The organism is Algoriphagus aquaeductus (assembly GCF_003253485.1).
GTDB classification, from domain to species: Bacteria; Bacteroidota; Bacteroidia; order Cytophagales; family Cyclobacteriaceae; genus Algoriphagus; species Algoriphagus aquaeductus.
The window spans coordinates 79258-96347 of sequence record NZ_QKTX01000006.1; the positions used below are offsets into that span (position 1 = coordinate 79258).

The 17090-nt window shown below is 44.1% G+C and carries 16 protein-coding genes; 11 read left to right on the forward strand and 5 right to left on the reverse strand.

Annotated features, from left to right (window positions below):
• Nucleotides 1–31: 31 nt before the first annotated feature.
• The gene (gene dusB, locus CLV31_RS09705; protein ID WP_111392702.1) at nucleotides 32–1027 is read right to left on the reverse strand and encodes a tRNA dihydrouridine synthase DusB; all 996 of its coding nucleotides are present in this window, start codon (nucleotides 1025–1027) and stop codon (nucleotides 32–34) included.
• 37 nt (nucleotides 1028–1064) lie between these two features.
• On the opposite strand from dusB, the gene CLV31_RS09710 reads away from it, so the two are divergent.
• The 6 genes from CLV31_RS09710 (at nucleotide 1065) to CLV31_RS09735 (ending at nucleotide 5681) form a co-directional block, all read left to right on the forward strand.
• Nucleotides 1065–2018, forward strand: coding sequence for a CPBP family intramembrane glutamic endopeptidase (locus CLV31_RS09710; protein WP_111392703.1), 954 nt, complete (start codon nucleotides 1065–1067; stop codon nucleotides 2016–2018).
• Nucleotides 1993–2199 (forward strand): putative signal transducing protein, encoded by a 207-nt coding sequence (locus tag CLV31_RS09715; protein ID WP_111392704.1) that lies wholly within the window; start codon nucleotides 1993–1995, stop codon nucleotides 2197–2199. The genes CLV31_RS09710 and CLV31_RS09715 overlap by 26 nt, the downstream gene beginning before the upstream one ends.
• Nucleotides 2183–3022, forward strand: coding sequence for a phosphatidate cytidylyltransferase (locus CLV31_RS09720; RefSeq protein ID WP_111392705.1), 840 nt, complete (start codon nucleotides 2183–2185; stop codon nucleotides 3020–3022). The genes CLV31_RS09715 and CLV31_RS09720 overlap by 17 nt, the downstream gene beginning before the upstream one ends.
• Before the next feature lie 69 nt (nucleotides 3023–3091).
• A complete protein-coding gene (locus tag CLV31_RS09725; RefSeq protein ID WP_111392706.1) occupies nucleotides 3092–4369 on the forward strand; it encodes a Glu/Leu/Phe/Val family dehydrogenase in 1278 nt (425 codons plus the stop codon).
• A 75-nt stretch (nucleotides 4370–4444) separates the two neighbouring features.
• Nucleotides 4445–5107, forward strand: coding sequence for a phosphatidylserine decarboxylase family protein (locus CLV31_RS09730; protein ID WP_111392858.1), 663 nt, complete (start codon nucleotides 4445–4447; stop codon nucleotides 5105–5107).
• Nucleotides 5108–5174: 67 nt separating this feature from the next.
• On the forward strand, nucleotides 5175–5681 hold the full coding sequence (locus tag CLV31_RS09735) for a hypothetical protein (protein WP_111392707.1): 507 nt from the start codon (nucleotides 5175–5177) through the stop codon (nucleotides 5679–5681).
• Between the two features lie 20 nt (nucleotides 5682–5701).
• Here CLV31_RS09735 and CLV31_RS09740 read toward each other — a convergent pair whose 3' ends face one another.
• The 4 genes from CLV31_RS09740 to CLV31_RS09755 all read right to left on the reverse strand — a co-directional run bounded on the left by CLV31_RS09740 (nucleotide 5702) and on the right by CLV31_RS09755 (nucleotide 8693).
• Nucleotides 5702–6172 carry a Clp protease ClpB gene (locus CLV31_RS09740; protein WP_111392708.1) on the reverse strand — a complete coding sequence of 157 codons (471 nt, stop codon included), beginning with the start codon at nucleotides 6170–6172 and terminating at the stop codon, nucleotides 5702–5704.
• A gap of 108 nt (nucleotides 6173–6280) precedes the next feature.
• The gene (gene mnmD / locus CLV31_RS09745; RefSeq protein WP_111392709.1) at nucleotides 6281–6976 is read right to left on the reverse strand and encodes a tRNA (5-methylaminomethyl-2-thiouridine)(34)-methyltransferase MnmD; all 696 of its coding nucleotides are present in this window, start codon (nucleotides 6974–6976) and stop codon (nucleotides 6281–6283) included.
• A complete protein-coding gene (ispF, locus tag CLV31_RS09750; protein ID WP_111392710.1) occupies nucleotides 6973–7455 on the reverse strand; it encodes a 2-C-methyl-D-erythritol 2,4-cyclodiphosphate synthase in 483 nt (160 codons plus the stop codon). The genes mnmD and ispF overlap by 4 nt, the downstream gene beginning before the upstream one ends.
• Entirely contained in the window at nucleotides 7452–8693 is a 1242-nt protein-coding gene (locus CLV31_RS09755) for a M16 family metallopeptidase (protein WP_111392711.1), read from the reverse strand. The genes ispF and CLV31_RS09755 overlap by 4 nt, the downstream gene beginning before the upstream one ends.
• A gap of 188 nt (nucleotides 8694–8881) precedes the next feature.
• On the opposite strand from CLV31_RS09755, the gene bshC reads away from it, so the two are divergent.
• From bshC to CLV31_RS09780, 5 genes are all read left to right on the forward strand, one after another.
• Nucleotides 8882–10444, forward strand: coding sequence for a bacillithiol biosynthesis cysteine-adding enzyme BshC (gene bshC / locus CLV31_RS09760; RefSeq protein ID WP_111392712.1), 1563 nt, complete (start codon nucleotides 8882–8884; stop codon nucleotides 10442–10444).
• A gap of 105 nt (nucleotides 10445–10549) precedes the next feature.
• Nucleotides 10550–11119 carry a 5-formyltetrahydrofolate cyclo-ligase gene (locus tag CLV31_RS09765; RefSeq protein WP_111392713.1) on the forward strand — a complete coding sequence of 190 codons (570 nt, stop codon included), beginning with the start codon at nucleotides 10550–10552 and terminating at the stop codon, nucleotides 11117–11119.
• Nucleotides 11120–11234: 115 nt separating this feature from the next.
• Nucleotides 11235–11732: a hypothetical protein gene (locus CLV31_RS09770; protein ID WP_181452602.1), complete on the forward strand. Its 498-nt coding sequence runs from the start codon at nucleotides 11235–11237 to the stop codon at nucleotides 11730–11732.
• A gap of 445 nt (nucleotides 11733–12177) precedes the next feature.
• On the forward strand, nucleotides 12178–15414 hold the full coding sequence (locus CLV31_RS09775; RefSeq protein WP_111392715.1) for a SusC/RagA family TonB-linked outer membrane protein: 3237 nt from the start codon (nucleotides 12178–12180) through the stop codon (nucleotides 15412–15414).
• Between the two features lie 18 nt (nucleotides 15415–15432).
• Nucleotides 15433–17085 (forward strand): SusD/RagB family nutrient-binding outer membrane lipoprotein, encoded by a 1653-nt coding sequence (locus CLV31_RS09780; protein ID WP_111392859.1) that lies wholly within the window; start codon nucleotides 15433–15435, stop codon nucleotides 17083–17085.
• Nucleotides 17086–17090: the final 5 nt, after the last annotated feature.

A 17090-nucleotide genomic window follows, 5' to 3' on the forward strand; every position in this document is an offset into this window, starting at 1 on the left:
CAGAGGTCAAAAATCTGAGGTTCGGTTGGTATCAGCTTTGAAATTCATAATCTGCGTATGCTTCGGCCACTCTTTCCAAAATTTCACAAACTTGTTGATAGGTGTCTGCAGTGACCATTTCTGTTCGAAAAGGTTTGAAATTGGGCATTCCTCGAAAATAATTGGTGTAATGTCTTCGCATTTCCAGAATTCCCTGCTTTTCCCCTTTCCATTCAATGGAAAAATCCAAATGCTTTTTAGTAACAGCGATTCGTTCCGCCAAATCCGGAGCGGTAAGTTTTTCTCCGGTCTGGAAGTAGTGCTTGATCTCATTGAATATCCAGGGATAGCCGATCGAAGCACGGCCAATCATCATTCCGTCCACGTTGTATTTGGACCGGTATTCGGCTGCTTTTTCGGGAGAGTCAATGTCGCCGTTTCCGAAGACAGGAATGTGGAGTCTGGGATTGTCTTTGACCAGATTGAGATAGGACCAGTCGGCTTCGCCTTTGTACATCTGCTGACGGGTACGGGCGTGAATGGAGATGGCTTGGATACCCACGTCCTGTAGTCTTTCGGCCACTTCCACGATGCGGATGGTGTCATGACTCCAGCCTAGCCGGGTCTTGACAGTGACGGGGATATTGACTCGCTTCACGATCTCGGCAGTCATGGAGACCATTTTGTCTATATCCAGAAGAATGCCTGCTCCGGCACCTTTACAGGCGACCTTGTGTACTGGACAGCCGTAGTTAATATCCAAAATATCCGGTCCGGCAGCTTCTGCGATGGCGGCGGCTTCGCGCATGGATTCGATTTCAGCCCCGAAAATCTGAATACCCACGGGTCTTTCGTAATCGTAGACATCCAGCTTTTGGACACTTTTGGCGGCGTCTCGAATCAATCCTTCTGAGCTGATAAATTCGGTGTACATGAGGTCTGCCCCGTTTTGCTTGCACACCGCTCGGAAGGGCGGATCACTTACATCTTCCATGGGGGCGAGCAGGAGCGGAAACTCTCCCAACTCTATATTTCCAATCTTAACCACTTCTCAATTCTAAATTTGGCGTAAATTTAGCCCAAATATGGAGATTTACGAAACCCAATCCGAAATAGCCAAACGTAAGAACTGGCTTTTGTCCCTGGTAGTCATTGTCTTAGTTACGTTTGGGGTGCTTGTTCTCCTTCAGGGTTTTGCGGTGGCACTCATTCCTTCTCTTTTCAAAATCTCGATTGAGGACCTTTTGGGCCTCATCAATGGCAACTATGATGTGCCCAATGGCCGAATGGCCATGTTGTTTGTTCAAGGCTTAGGTTCAGGTCTTGGGTTTTGGGTAGCTTCCTGGGTGATCATCCGCTTTATTGAAAAAGCCGATTTGCACTGGGAGATTCAAAACTCCCGCGTGACTACCAAATATTTGGGTTTGATCTTGGGCATGACTTTGGGTGGCATGTTTTTCAACGGGCTGTTGGTGTATTGGAATTCCCAGTTGGTACTCCCGGAATCATTGTCGGGGTTGGAAAACTGGATGAAGGAAATGGAAACCCAGCTGATGGAATTGACCAAATTTCTAACCGACTTCCAGTCTGTGCCGGAGCTTTTGACCGGTATTTTGGTGATTGGAATATTTGCGGGTATCGGAGAGGAAATGTTTTTCAGAGGACTGATCCAACCTAAAATGAAAAACTATTTCAAGTCGGCTCATTGGGGGATTTGGATTACTGCGATCATTTTCTCGGCGATTCATGTGCAGTTTTATGGGTTTTTGCCAAGGGTATTTCTCGGCGCTTTGTTTGGATACATGTACCATTATTCCGGAAGTCTGATCTATCCGATTGTGGCACATGCCTTCAACAATTCACTGACCGTCCTGCTCGTGTACTTATCCAATCAGGGGCAGATTGATTTCGATCTGGAGTCTACAGACACGGTGTCTTACCCCGCGGCCTTGTTCGGACTTTTGGTACTTATACTCGGATTCCTTTACTTTAAAAAAGCCAACCAGAGTCAGCATGGAAAATTGGATCAAGGTATTTGAGGATATGAATCAAATCAGAGCGGAGATTGTGAAAGGAGTGTTGGAGGAAAAAGAAATCCCCGCTGTGATTCTTAACAAAAAAGAGACAGTGTATCAGCTTAACGGGACTTACCAAGTCTTGGTCCCCAATGGACAGGCTCTCTTTGCACTCCAACTGATTCAAAATGAGATCGAGTTTTAATATCAATAACTACAGTAATCTGGCCCAGCGGGCTATCACAGCCTTAGTAGGGGGATTGGTGGTGGTATTGGGTTCGATCTATTCGGATTGGACCTATTTTTTGATTTTTGCTGGGATTTTGGGCTTTTCACAAATGGAGTTTTACAAGCTTTCGGGTCTGGACGGCATGCTTCCCTTGAAAAGTTTCGGAACCTTCCTGGGTTTGATGATTTTCACTTTGACGTTTATGATCGAAAAGGAGCGGCTTTCCCACGAGTATCTGTATTTGATCTTTCCGCTGGTATCGCTGACGTTTTTTATCAAGCTGTATAAAAAAACAGATAAAAAGCCCTTTACCGGCGTTGCTTTCACCTATTTGGGGATTTTTTATGTAGCTGTACCGTTTTCTCTTTTGAATTTGGCTGTGTTTTCCGTGGATGCGATTTACCATTATGAAATTTTGATTGGTTGCCTGCTGATTTTATGGGCCAGTGATACCGGAGCATATTTCGCAGGAACCAAATTTGGCAAGACCAAACTTTTTGAGCGGGTGTCCCCGAAAAAGTCCTGGGAGGGTTTTCTGGGCGGTGCTTTTTCCGCTATTGCCGTGGCCTTTATCATTTCTCAGTATTTTACCGTATTAGAAGATTGGAAGTGGCTGGTCATTGCCGGCATCATCATCATTGCAGGTACCTACGGAGATTTGATCGAGTCCTTGTTTAAGCGTTCGATTGAGATCAAGGACTCCGGAAACGGGCTTCCCGGCCATGGTGGATTTATGGACCGTTTTGACGGATTGTTACTTTCAGCCCCATTTATCACTGCCTTTTTGAAAATCTTTTAATTCAAGGGCGGGCAGTTTGAAAAACTACTTAAGTTTGTATCGCATTTCACTTTATTAAAAAAACCCAATATGGCTTACCTAGAACCGGCTCCGATTAAGGATAAAGAAAATCCTTTGGAGTCAATGATGGAGAGATTCAACATCGCGGCTGAAAAACTCGGCTTGTCAGATGAGGTGTACAACGTGCTGAAAAATCCTGCCAAGCAAGTAATTGTTTCCCTGCCGATCACGATGGATAACGGGAAAATCCAGGTGTTTGAAGGGATTCGTGTCATTCATTCCAATATTTTAGGTCCGGCGAAAGGCGGTATCCGATTCGCACCGGATGTTCACTTGGACGAAGTCAGAGCGCTGGCAGCGTGGATGACTTGGAAATGTGCCGTTGTGGATATTCCTTATGGCGGTGGAAAAGGCGGTGTGAGATGTAATCCGAGAGAAATGTCCAAGGGTGAAATCGAGCGGTTGATGCGTGCCTATACTATGGCAATGATCGACGTATTCGGTCCGGATAAAGACATTCCTGCTCCGGATATGGGCACAGGTCCGAGAGAAATGGCCTGGTTGATGGACGAATATTCAAAGGCTCACGGGATGACCGTACCTGCAGTAGTAACCGGAAAACCATTGGTTTTGGGAGGTTCACTGGGGAGGACAGAGGCTACCGGTCGTGGGGTGATGGTGTCCGCTCTTGCAGCGATGCAAAAACTTAAAATCAATCCTTTCCAGGCTACTTGTGCCGTTCAGGGATTCGGAAACGTGGGTAGTTGGGCCGCCAGACTTTTGGAAGAAAGAGGATTGAAAGTAGTGGCTATCTCCGATCATACCGGAGCTTTTTACAATGAAAAAGGAATCAATATTATCGAAGCGATTGAATACCGAGACGCCAACAATGGAGTTCTGGAAGGGTATAAAGGAGCAGATAAAATGGAAAATCCCGGCGATCTCCTGACCTTGGAAGTGGATGTGCTTGTCCCTGCTGCCGTGGAAGATGTGATCACTATTGCCAATGCTGATAGAATCAAAGCTAAGCTGATCGTAGAAGGGGCTAATGGACCTACTTCGGCCAAGGCTGACGCTATTTTAAATGAAAAAGGGATCATGGCTGTTCCGGATATTTTGGCCAATGCAGGCGGGGTGACCGTTTCCTACTTTGAGTGGGTTCAAAACCGACTGGGCTATAAATGGACTGCTGACCGGGTCAACAGACGATCTGACCGGATCATGAAGGATGCATTTGACCATGTGTATGAAGCTTCGGTCAAGTACAATGTGCCCATGAGAATTGCTGCATACATCGTTGCAATAGACAAAGTGGCCAAGACTTACACCTTCCGGGGAGGCTTCTGAGACGAGTTCAGACCAAATCTTTTAACTTTGGGCGTGGGGGGAGTTTCTCCACGCCTTTTTAATGAAAAGAATATGATGACGATACACAAAGAAGGAAGAGTGCTTTTGTTTTGGATGATGATCATCCTAGTGGCGCTAAATTATTTGCTTTACTATTATTTGCCGGAAGAGAGATTGCTGATGAACTTGGCCATCATGGTGAGTGTGATCCTTTACCTTATCGTGCTTCAATTTTTTAGAAATCCGGTTTTTGACCCCCCTCAGGAAGATGGGATTGTCTTTGCGCCTGCCGATGGGAAGGTGGTCGTGATCGAAGAGGCCGTGGAGGATGAGTATTTGAAAGAAAAGCGAAAGCAGGTTTCCATCTTCATGTCTCCGATCAATGTGCATGTGAATCGCTCTCCCGTCAAAGGCATCGTGGAATACTTCAAATACCATCCCGGAAAATACTTGGTGGCTTGGCATCCCAAATCCAGCACCGAAAACGAAAGAACCTCCATGGTGATCCGAGACACGAAAGGGAATAAAATCATGGTAAGACAGATCGCAGGTGCTTTGGCAAGAAGGATCAAATGGTATGTGAAAGAAGGTACTCCTCTGGAGCAAGGGGGTGAATTCGGCTTTATCAAGTTTGGCTCACGGGTAGATCTTTATTTGCCGCTAGATGCTGAGATTCTCTGCCAAATGGATCAAGTGACCAAAGGTGCAAGAACTCCGATTGCAAGATTGAAAAAATAGGTGTGTGGATGTATCATTTAGACTAGTTCATTCGTAATGGTTGTAACTTCAACCAAATTTTACTCCCATGAAAAAGATTTTTCCATTTGCGATTTTGGCATTTATTGTCACGCTCTTCTCCTGCACTGATAATGAAGAGCCAGCCAGTCCACTCATTGGGACTTGGGAAAAAAGGCAGTTTGTAGATTCCTTAGATCTCTGGTTTGTAGATGTCATGGAATTTAAAAACGACAGCATTTTTGATCTTTCCAGTATCGTCCGAGAGACAGAGACTGGTCCCACTTTAGGTTATCGTTTGGTGACTACCTCTTGGTACAATTTAGATGGGAATACCTTTACCTATTATTATTCTGATGGATTATTTTATTTTGGTCATTTGGACGGAAAAGCTCCACTCTATGTTCCTAAGTCAGAATTAAGGCCCGGGGTAATTGATTTTTTTAGAAAACCGGAAGGTGTTTTAACCTTTTCTTCTGATCGAAGGATCTTCCAATTTCAACCAAACTGCTTAGTTTTTAACGAAGATCGGGACTGCTTACCCTTCCCTCTGGAAGAATATATTCGGGTAAATTAATTTAAAAGAGCCTCTTTCGATTAAAAAGAGGCTCTTTTTGATCTATAGACCCTCCAAGCTAGAAAGGCGGTACTTAGAAAAAATATCAGAGTCGTCCATTCAAAAGTTCTTCGATCACTGATTTTCTTTTCTACTTCTGCCTCTTTTTCGGAAAGGGCACGCTTAAGAATTTGTACATCCCGCTCCAGCTTCATGGTGATGGATTTGTAATCTTCTTTTTCCTGAGAAATAGTAACCTTTTCAATAGATCCCTGCATCCTCAGCTCATCCATGATTTGATTGTCTTTGAGAAGGATTCTTTCCAGCCAATCGTTGGTTTCGATCATGTCTTTTTTAGTGCGATTCCCAAAAATCCCCGTTTTTTTACTTTCAGAGGCTTTCCATTGAGAGTGTAGTTGGTCTCGCTCCTGAATCAGTCGTTGTAATTTGGCACTCTCGGTACTGTCTACTTGGAACACACTCAGCCAAAGTGCGAAAATAAAAGTCAGCATATCTGTTTGATTTATGCTGGCTTTTGCAAAACACAAGCCAAACCAGTACGAAGTGGTCAGTTTTCAGTTTCCATTGAGGATACTTCCATCCTTTTTACTGACCACAGTTTACTGATCACTTGTAGTCCAGGCGCGCGTCATTTCCTTTTTTCCCGGAGGTCCGGGGAGAGTTTCTACTTCGAGTCCAAGTTCTTTGAGATCTCGCTTCAGTTGGCCCATGGCACAATAGGTAGTGAAAACTGCTCCGGGTTTCATCGAATCTGTCACTTTTTCCAAGACTTCTTTTTTCCAGAGTTCCGGTTGTTTGCTTGGAGCAAAAGCATCAAAAAATACCACATCCGATGGGTAAAGCTGTGCTTCTTCCAAGGTGGTTTTGTCTTTTTTCATATTGAAATATTCCGAAACCGGACCTCCTTCATTCCAAGGGAACTGATGCAAAGCCTCGAAGTATTTGTGGAAATGCCAAATGCCATGGTCGTGCTCGATATAGTTGAGCTGGGAGTATATTTCCTTTTCCAATGGGAAAGGCTCAATGGTATGATAGAGTACAGGGATCTGATTCTGCTCGGCCCATACTAAGGTCAACCAAGCATTGAGTCCTGTACCAAAGCCAACTTCAAATACTCGGATCGGGTATTTTCTTGGATTTCTGGCCAGCCAAGAATCCAGCCCATAAAGCATAAATACATGGATTGATTCCCGATAGGCGCCATGAAAGCTGTGGTAAGTCTCCTGAAGCCCTTCATGATAGAGCGAATGGGAACCGTCTTCGGTGGTAATGATTCTTACTGGATGGTTACTCATACTTTATAGATCAATGCAGTGCAATAAGCAGATATACCTTCTTCTCTTCCCACGAATCCCAACCATTCCGAAGTAGTGGCTTTGATGGAAATAGCCTCTTCAGCTACATTCATTACCTCGGCCAAGCAGGATTTCATGGCAGGGATTTGGGGATTGAGTTTGGGCAGTTGAAGGCAAATGGTCGAATCAAGGTTGCCGATTTCATAGCCTGCCTCCCGGATCATTTTCATCACTTCTTGCAGGAGGATTTTACTGTCAATTCCTTTGTATTTGGGGTCTTTGTCGGAAAAGTGGTATCCGATATTCCGCATATTGGCGGCGCCAAGTAATGCATCGCAGATCACATGGATGAGCACGTCTGCATCCGAGTGGCCCACAGCGCCTTTCGTATGCTCTACTTTGATGCCTCCCAGCCAGAAATCATAGCCTTCTTTCAGCTGATGCACATCGTATCCAAAACCTATTCTAAATGGGGTCATGCGTGGTGGGATTGGTAATAAAGTACTGAAGATTGATCTTCTCGTAAGAGTTGATTTGCCCAGGATTTGATCTGATCTGGATTGAGTTGTGATTTTTGGTCAAACTCATGCCAATATAAGGCAGGATCACCCAAATGGGCAAAATAGGCCAGATTCATGGCGCGGTTGAGAAGCTGAACGGATTCGTAGGTTTTCATAGCCTCTCCCTGATTTTTGATTTTTTGAAGGGTCTGTTCGGAAATATCCATTTTTAAGAAATCATCAATCACGTCATCCAAGGCTTTTTCAGCTTCCTTGGCAGAGATCCCTTGCTCCATTTTTCCGGAAAAGACCAGCAAGCCAGGATCCACTGAGCCGGTGATATAGGCTCCGACCGAAGCGAAGATTTTTCCGTTTTTCACTAATCGCTGTTCCAGAATGGAGGACTTTCCAAATCCAAGTAAATCACTGATCAAATCCGCCTCCAAGTATCCCGGTTCACCTTTAGCCGGCATTTTATAGGTTTTATACAAGGCATCAGTTGGTACTTTAGCCTGAACTTCCTTAAGCCTTCTGCCTTGTTGGGGTAGTTCCTGAGGTATTACCCTATCTATTTCCTTTTGGCTTGGAATAGGTCCAAACCATTTTTTTGCCAATGACTCGATTTGCAAACGGGTAACATCCCCCGCCACGACCAAAATGGCATTCCCGGGGTGATAGTGCTTTTTGTAAAAATCCCACACATCCTCGCGGGTGTACCCTTCGATGTCGCCAAGATCTTTTCCAATGGTTGGCCACTGGTAAGGGTGAATTTCAAATGCCATTTCCCTCAGCTGATGCCACACCTCTCCATAGGGCTGATTGAGGTAGCGCTGCTTAAATTCTTCCATGACCACTTTGCGCTGTGTTTCGATGGTTTTCTCACTTAAGGTGAGCTGCAGCATCCGGTCGGATTCCAGCCAAAAAGCCGTTTCAATATTAGAAGCGGGCAGAGTCATGTAATAATTGGTAATGTCTGGACTGGTAAAGGCATTGCATGAACCCCCGACACGTTCGAGTTCCCGATCAAAAACCGGCACATTGGCCGAACTTCCAAACATCAAGTGCTCGAAGAAGTGTGCCAGTCCTGTTTTGCCTTTTTCTTCAAATCGTGAACCTACCTTATACAACAGGTTGAACACAGCAATCTTTGAGCTGTGGTCTTCATGGACGATTACTTCCATGCCGTTGTCAAGAAAAAACCGGTGATAGTCGAGCATAGTTTTGTTTTCTAAGGAAGTTCAAAGGGCAGGAATTTGTTTAGGGGCTATGATTCCAACCGGTGATTTTTCTTTTGGAATCGGTTTGCCTGCCATTGATGTAAGAAGTCCTGATTTTTACAAAAAAAACCGAACTTTGGTTCAGATCGCTAAGTTAGAGTTCCCAAACAGACTTCTCACCCATCCCGATGAAAAAACACTGCGTAGATCTGAGCAAAACAGGCCAGTTTTCCCCCTTTTTTTTAAACTATATACAAGGTAAAGAGGAGTTGAAGCCATTTTACTCCCACTCGCCAAAAGTGGAGAGCTTTCAGGAAGCGATCGATGCCAAAGGGTTTTCTACAGAGAAAAGGCAGATTTTACACCGTGCCTTGCAGCAGCAATACGACGGAATGGTACTTGAAGAAGAAGTGACGCTGAATATTGAAGCGCTAAAGGATGGTAAAACATTCACGGTGACCACCGGTCATCAGCTCAACTTGTTTACCGGGCCACTCTACTTTATATATAAAATCATCTCCACCATCAACCTGGCCAAAAAGCTTCAGGAGTTTTATCCAGAATACAGGTTTGTTCCTGTCTATTGGATGGCAACGGAAGACCACGACTTTGACGAAATCAATTACTTCAAACTGGATGGGAAAAAGTATCAGTGGCAAAGTAACCAAAAAGGGGCAGTAGGGGATTTTGAGTTGGATGCCTCGTTTAAAGAATTTCTAAAGTCGGTAAGTTTTACCCCGTTATTTTTCAAAGAGGCTTACTCTTCCAGTAAAACCTTAGCAGAAGCGGTGAGAAAATATGTGAATCACCTTTTTGGTTCTTATGGGTTGGTGGTAGTGGATGGAAATGATGCCTCTTTGAAAAGCCTGTTTAAGGAGGTGATACTGGCCGATTTATTTGAGCATTCTCCTTATCAAAAAGCTCAGGAAGCCACCCAAGCTTTGGAACAACTTGGTTATAAAAGTCAGATCTTCCCACGCGAAATCAATCTGTTTTACTTGGACAAAGGAATCAGAGAGCGAATCGAGCGTGCAGCCCACGGTTTTCAGGTAGTGAATTCCGGTCTTAATTTTTCAGAGGAAAAAATGAAGAATTTAGTAGAGAATCACCCGGAGCGATTCAGCCCCAATGTGGTCCTTCGTCCGCTTTTTCAAGAAATGATTCTTCCCAATCTCGCTTATTTAGGTGGTCCGGCAGAAGTAGTCTATTGGCTTCAGCTTAAGGGGGTGTTTGACCAGTTTGAAACTCCCTTTCCGGTGTTGATGCCCAGAAACTTCGCGTTGCTTTTGGATAGACCGGTGTTGAAAAAAATCGGACAGCTAGGATGGTCTCCCAATGATTTGTTCAGGGATTTCAAAGAGTGGAAAAAGGAGTTTGTTCAGGGAGTGTCGAAATTTGATTTCGATTTGGAAGAGGAGCGAAAGGTGATCCAAGATTTATTCGATAGAAAAGCAAGTGAAGCATCCTCTTTAGATACGAGTTTGGTCAGTGCTTTTGAAGCCGGCAAGGTCAGAAGCCTCAAAGTATTGGATCAAATGGGGGCAAAATTGAGAAAGGCGGAAGAGCGAAGACTTCAGGTCGAGCTGAATAGAGCTCAGTCTGTGATGGAGTATGCGGCTCCCGGAGGAAGTCCTCAGGAGAGGGTAGTCAATATGATGCAGTTTTACTTGTCCCGTCCGGAGTTGGTAGAGGAGTTGGTGGGAATTTTTGACCCGTTCGAATATCAAATGATGGTGCTTGAATTTGTTTGAAATCAGGCAAATCGAAGAAGCAGTAGGGAAGAATATGAAGAGTCTGAGAAGTACAAGAAGCAAATTAGGAAGGATACCAGACCATTGAAAACAAATTAAAGGTTGATGAAAACCAAACAGGAACTCCGCTCAGCTTACAGGCAGTTGAGAAAAAAACTCACCCCAGATCAGGTAAAAGAAAAATCAATCGCTATTCGTCGACAGTTTGAGAGTTGGCTTTCGGAAAGGGAACCTCTCACTCACTTTCACCTATTTTTCCCAATCGACCGGTTCAATGAGGTAAATACCTTCTACATCATGGAGCTTTTGGAGCAAAAAGACAAAGTGATCTATACCTCTCAGGTAAGCAAAGATTCCTTGGATATGGATACATTAAAGCTTCCCAAGGATGCGGCCTTTTTTCTGGACGAATGGGGGATTCCTGTACCACAAGAATCCATTCTCGTGGCTCCTTCTAAAATCCAAGTAGTTTTGGTTCCCCTTTTGGCTTATGATAGTCAGGGGAATCGCGTGGGATTTGGCAAAGGATACTATGATCATTTTTTATCCAAACTCAATGCTGATGTGATAAAAATCGGATTGAGTTTTTTTGAGCCAGAGCCGGAAGTGAAGAGGGAGATGCATGATATCCCCTTGAATTTTTGCGTTACTCCAGAAAAAGTGTTTACTTTTTGATCTGTCTGGACCTTCGAATCGGATTGATTTCTTAAAAAATCAAGAAGTCTAACTTCAAGAGGTGAGTATGGATGCGGTAACCGCCTTCAAGACAGGTTTGCAAAGTATTGGTATCATGAAGCACAGATTGTTATTTGTTGGGGCCATAATTGGTTTTTTCTTTTGGTCAGAAGCTCGAGCTCAATTCCAAATGAGGGATTACAATACCATGGTTGGAGTTCGTGCGGGTACTTCTTTGGGAGGATCTGTCAAGCGATTTGTCACGGACCATTCTGCAGTTGAGCTGATGGCGTTCAACCGTTGGAAAGGTTGGAACGCCGTATTGCTTTATGAGCATCATATGGACATCCGGGAATTTAGAGGAATGGAATGGTACCTGGGAGGAGGTGCGCACTATGGAATATGGAAAGAGCCCAAAGCCGAACCACCATGGGTGTATAAAGGAACGGATGATTATAAAGCTTATGGGATAGATTTTATCGCAGGATTGGAATATAATTTTTACAATACAAACATCTATTTAAGTTTTGATTGGAAACCCGCATATAATTTTGTTGATTTTACAAAACTATGGTGGGACGAGGCATCCTTTACCTTAAGATATTCCTTCTGATTTTGAAAAACCGGTTAAAAAATTAACCGGTTTTTGTTTTAATGACAAAAAATTATCCTTTTTAATGTAAAAAATGACCCAATAATTTCGATTTTTTGAAAATTTAGATTTTAGATTTTTTAAAATTCACTTTGTGAAGAATTTTATAATGAAAAATGCCCAAAACCTTCTATTTTATGTTAAAAAAGCGTTAGAAAATCCCTTTTGACACAGTTTTCAATATTTTTTTCAGAAGAAATGATTTTTTGAAATTAATGATTTTAGTCTTTTTTCCAAATTTTGTTCTGTATTGAGGTCAAAAGGATGGTCTTTGGGTTAATATTTGTTAATAATCGGACTTTGCGCCAAATAATAAGCTTTTCGAGCCGTTGAAACGAATTTTTTACCGCTTTTGAAATTACTGGCAAATAAATTTTATTTACGGATCAACTAAACTAAACACCTTATGAGAAAAGCTTTACTCTTTGTTGTTGCGCTTTTCACCATGGCCCTCAGTTATGAGGTGTCGGCGCAACAACGGGTAATTACCGGCAAGGTAATTTCCGAGGAAGACGGTCTAGGGTTGCCAGGTGCAACGGTTCTCGTGAAGGGTACGACAGTGGGTACTACCACCGATTTGGATGGTAATTTCTCCATCAGCGTACCAGCGGGATCCGATGTGCTGATTTTCTCTTTTGTTGGCCTGAAGGCCAAAGAAGAGGTGATCGGTAACCGGTCCGTAGTCAATGTCACCCTGACGACCGACGCGTCGCAACTATCCGAAGTGGTAGTAACGGCGATTGGTATCGAAAGGGAGAAAAAAGCACTGGGTTATGCAGTAACCTCAGTGGACAACTCGCAACTGGAAAACCGTCCAGAAGCAGACGTGGCCCGCGTACTTCAGGGCAAAGTGCCAGGGGTGAACATTACTTCAACCAATGGTATGTCTGGTTCAGGTACCAACATGGTGATCAGAGGTTATTCCTCCGCTACCGGTTCCAACCAGCCCCTGTTCGTGGTAGACGGTGTTCCTTTCAACACCAACACCAATGCCCAGAACGGATTTACCCAAGGTGGTGCGACTACTTCTTCCCGATTCTTGGATATTGATCCAAACAACATCGAAAGTATGTCGGTACTGAAAGGTCTTTCTGCTACGGTGCTTTATGGTGACCAAGGTAGAAATGGGGTAATCTTGATTACAACCAAGTCCGGTGCATCCAAAAGAAAGGCTGCTGAAGTAACCTTGAATCAGTCTGTATTTACCAATAAGGCAGCTTCATTGCCTACGTATGGGCAGATCTATGGTAATGGCTTCCAGCAAGCTCCTGGATTCTTCTTCTCCAACTTCGGTCCTAGAATGGATACCGGATTGACGATCAACCATCCCTATGCGACATCCTCTGTTGCAGCTATCCGTAATGCCTTCCCTCAATTTTGGGTAAATGGTGTAGTGGGTGGAACTCCTGTGCAGTATGAATACAAAGCGTATAAGGATCCTTCTGAAATCTTCTTCAGAACAGGTTTGATCAAAAACACCTCTCTCCAAGTAGCAGGAGGGTCTGATAAAACCGGATACACTGCCAGCTTTGGTTACACCGATGAGGAAGGCTTTGTGCCAGGAAACAACCTTCAGAAATACAATTTTGGTCTTGGGTTGAATTCGGCAATTACAGATAAACTTTCTGTCAATTCCTCCTTCACTTTTGCGATTACCAATCTGCAATCTCCTCCTGCCAACGCTTCTTTTGGGTCAGGTAGTGCGATTCCTTCGGTTTTTGGTCACGTGTTGTTCACTCCCCGTTCTGTGGATTTGGAGAATCTTCCGTTTGAGAATCCTGTAGACAGAAGCTCAGTTTATTTCAGAGGTGGTAATGATATTACCAATCCAAACTGGTTGGTGAGATATTATAAAAATACATCTGATGTAAACCGTTTCTTCAACTCGACTTCTTTGAACTATGACTTCAACGATAACTTCTCCATGACGTATCGGTTGGGTTTGGATACTTATTCAGAGACTCAAGAAATCATGTATAACAGGGGTGGTGCTACAGCTAACTTGGCGACAAGAAATGGTTACTATAGAACCATTAACATCAACAACACCATCTGGAATCAGGACTTGATCTTGAATTGGAAGAAGGACTTCTCTGAAAAATTCGGAATGAGCGCCTTATTGGGTGCGAACTCCCGTTTTGACGATTACGAACAGTCTGGTATCGCGTCTCAAGGTCAATTGGCTTTTGGATTGTTCAGACACTCCAACTTTAGAACTTCAGCGAGTTCGGATGCTTATTCGGGTGGGACACTCAACTACATCCAGCAGGAAAGAAGATACGGTATCTACACCAACGTTACCTTGGATTATTCAGATTTCCTTTTCTTAAACCTGTCAGCCAGAAATGACTGGACTTCTACAGTTGAACAGCCCAACAGAAGTATTCTTTACCCAGGGGGTTCGGTATCCTTTATCCCAACAACTGCTTTTGATTGGAGATCTTCCACATTGAATGATTTGAAGTTGAGATTGGGTTACGGTACTTCAGCGGGATATCCAAATCCATACAATACACGAAATGTTTTGGTACAAAATGCCAGAGCATTTGATCGCGATGGTACGGTGACCACGACACACTCGGTATCAAACATTTTGGGTAATCCAAACTTGAAGCCAGAGCTTCACGGAGAATTGGAATTTGGTGTAGAAGGTGTCATGTTCAACAACAAGTTGAGATTTGATCTCTCTTTGTATGAGAAAAACACAAGAGACTTGATCACTCAGGCTCCCATTGACCCTGCAACCGGATTTACTTCTACAGCAATCAACATTGGTAAAATCAGAACCCGTGGTGCAGAATTCCAGGCTACTGTGACTCCGGTTTCTACCGCTTCCGGATTTGAGTGGAATTCTACCGTAAACTGGGGTCTCTACCGATCCATTGTAATGGAATTAGGTGGTGGCCTTGAGGAAGTGATTGTAGCAGGTTTCACTAATGATGTGGCCAACTTTGCCATTCCGGGACAGCCTTTTAACATCATCAAAGGAACCGGTTTTGACCGTGCTCCGGATGGACAGCCTATTATCTTGTCCAATGGTGTTCATAAGCCAACCAATGAATTGGTGATCTTGGGGGATCCTAATCCGGCTTGGACAGGTTCTTGGATCAACAGCTTCTCTTTCAAAGGCTTTACACTTAGTGCCATGATGGAGTATCGCCATAAAGGAGTGATCTATTCCAACACGGTAACTGCAACCCTTGCACGGGGTGTAACCAAAGATCCAGTAGCTGATCGAGAGATGACCTTCATCATGCCGGGTGTGAGACAGGATGGTACCAACGCAGATGGTTCTCCTCGTTATATTCCAAATGACTATCAAATCACTGCGTCTGATTACTTCTTCTCTGGATACCAGGGAGCAACAGATGAACCTAACGTGTTTGATGGATCAATGGTACGGTTGAGAGAAGTTTCTCTTTCATATGCTTTGCCAAACACACTGATGTCTAAGACTCCATTCAAAAGAGCTTCTTTGGCGTTGAGCGGTACCAACTTGTGGTTCTTGGCCCTTAACTTCCCTCCAAACATGAACTTCGATGTGGACGTGTTGGGAACAGGTGTGGGTAATGGTCTCGGATTTGATTTCGTAACTGGACCTAGCTCTAAGAGATTGGGTGGAACGTTGACTCTTACTTTCTAACCCCAAACAGAAATGAAAATGAAAAGATTTATATATGGCTTGACGATGGCTGCAGGATTAGTTCTGGCCTCGTCTTGTGCGGATAAATTGGATGAACTGTTGGAAAACCCAAATGCAGTAAACGCAGAAACTGCATCTCCTGATTTTCTTCTGAACAGAATCCAATTGGATTACAAAGATCTGTGGTTTGGAATCGCAGATCGTGGAGCAAGATTGACCCGAATGATAAATCAGGGTTCTGCATTGTACGAGGCAGCCTATACTCCCAATGCAACAAATGGAACTTGGTCAAACGCTTACGCAAACGTGTTGGCGGACATCAATTTCCTTATTCCATTGGCAGAAACCGCCAACTTTCAAAGACACCTAGGGATTGCCAAGACGATCAAAGCAATGGTGTTGATGGATTTGGTAGACACCTACGGTGATGTTCCCTTCTCAGAAGCATTGGATGCGGCTAATTTCAACCCTAAGGTTGATAATGGTCAGGCCATATACGCTGCAGCCTTGACACTGTTGAACGAAGCTTCTACGCACTTTACCGCTACCACAGCCGGTGCTCCTAATGATTACTTCTACGCAGGTAACTATGGACGTTGGGGAAGATTGGTCAATACGCTCAAGTTGAAGTATTACCTCAATACCAAGCTCGTAGATGCGGCCGCGTCAAGAACCGGCATCAATGCCTTGATTTCTGGAAATGCGCTTTTAGGTACCGGAGATGATTTCGTATTCCGATTCGGTACTACCAACGCGGATCCGGATTCCAGACATCCTAAATTTGCAGGACAATACACCAACGGTGGCGGTGACTATCAGTCTACGGATTTCATGCATCACCTGACCGTGGAAAAGGGTTTTGATGATCCAAGGACCAGATATTACCTCTATCGTCAAGTGTTGACCAATACGACCAATGTAGATGAGCAAGAGTGTATTTCTCAAATTGCTCCTCCGCATTATTTGGTAGGAAATTATCCGTACTGTAATCCGGCAGGAAACCGAGGATTCTGGGGTAGAGATCACCTCGATCCCGACGGTATTCCACCAGATGGTTTGAAAAGAACTGCTTATGGTCCTTTCCCTTCTGGGGGTAGATTCGACAACGACTCAGGAGCTCCGGTAAGTAATATCAACCTGGGTATGAGAGGGGCTGGAATTCACCCAATCATGTTGGCTGCCTATGTAGACTTTATGTTGGCTGAAGCAGCTTTGACATTGGGTACAACCGGCGATGCTAAAGCGTTGTTGCTTTCAGGTATTCAAAAGCATATGAACTATGTGAGAGCATTTGCGGTAGCAGGTGCTGAAGGTGCTGTGATCACTGCTTTCGAACCGGCGGCTACCTTTACTGCCCGTGTGACCAACTACCTCGCATTTGTCGGAAACCAATATGATGCCCAAGCAAACAATGATGGAAGAATGAATGTGATTGGTAGAGAATATTGGTTGTCATTGTATGGTAATGGTATGGAAGCTTTCAACCTCTACAGAAGAACAGGTAAGCCAGCCAGAATGCAGCCTGCACTTGAGGCTACTCCAGGTCCGTTTGTAAGATCATTCCTGTATCCTGTTAACTACATGGTGACCAATACAAATGCGGTTCAGAAACAAAATCTTGCGGTACAAGTGTTCTGGGATAAAAATCCTGCTTCACCTTGGATTTATTAACCAAT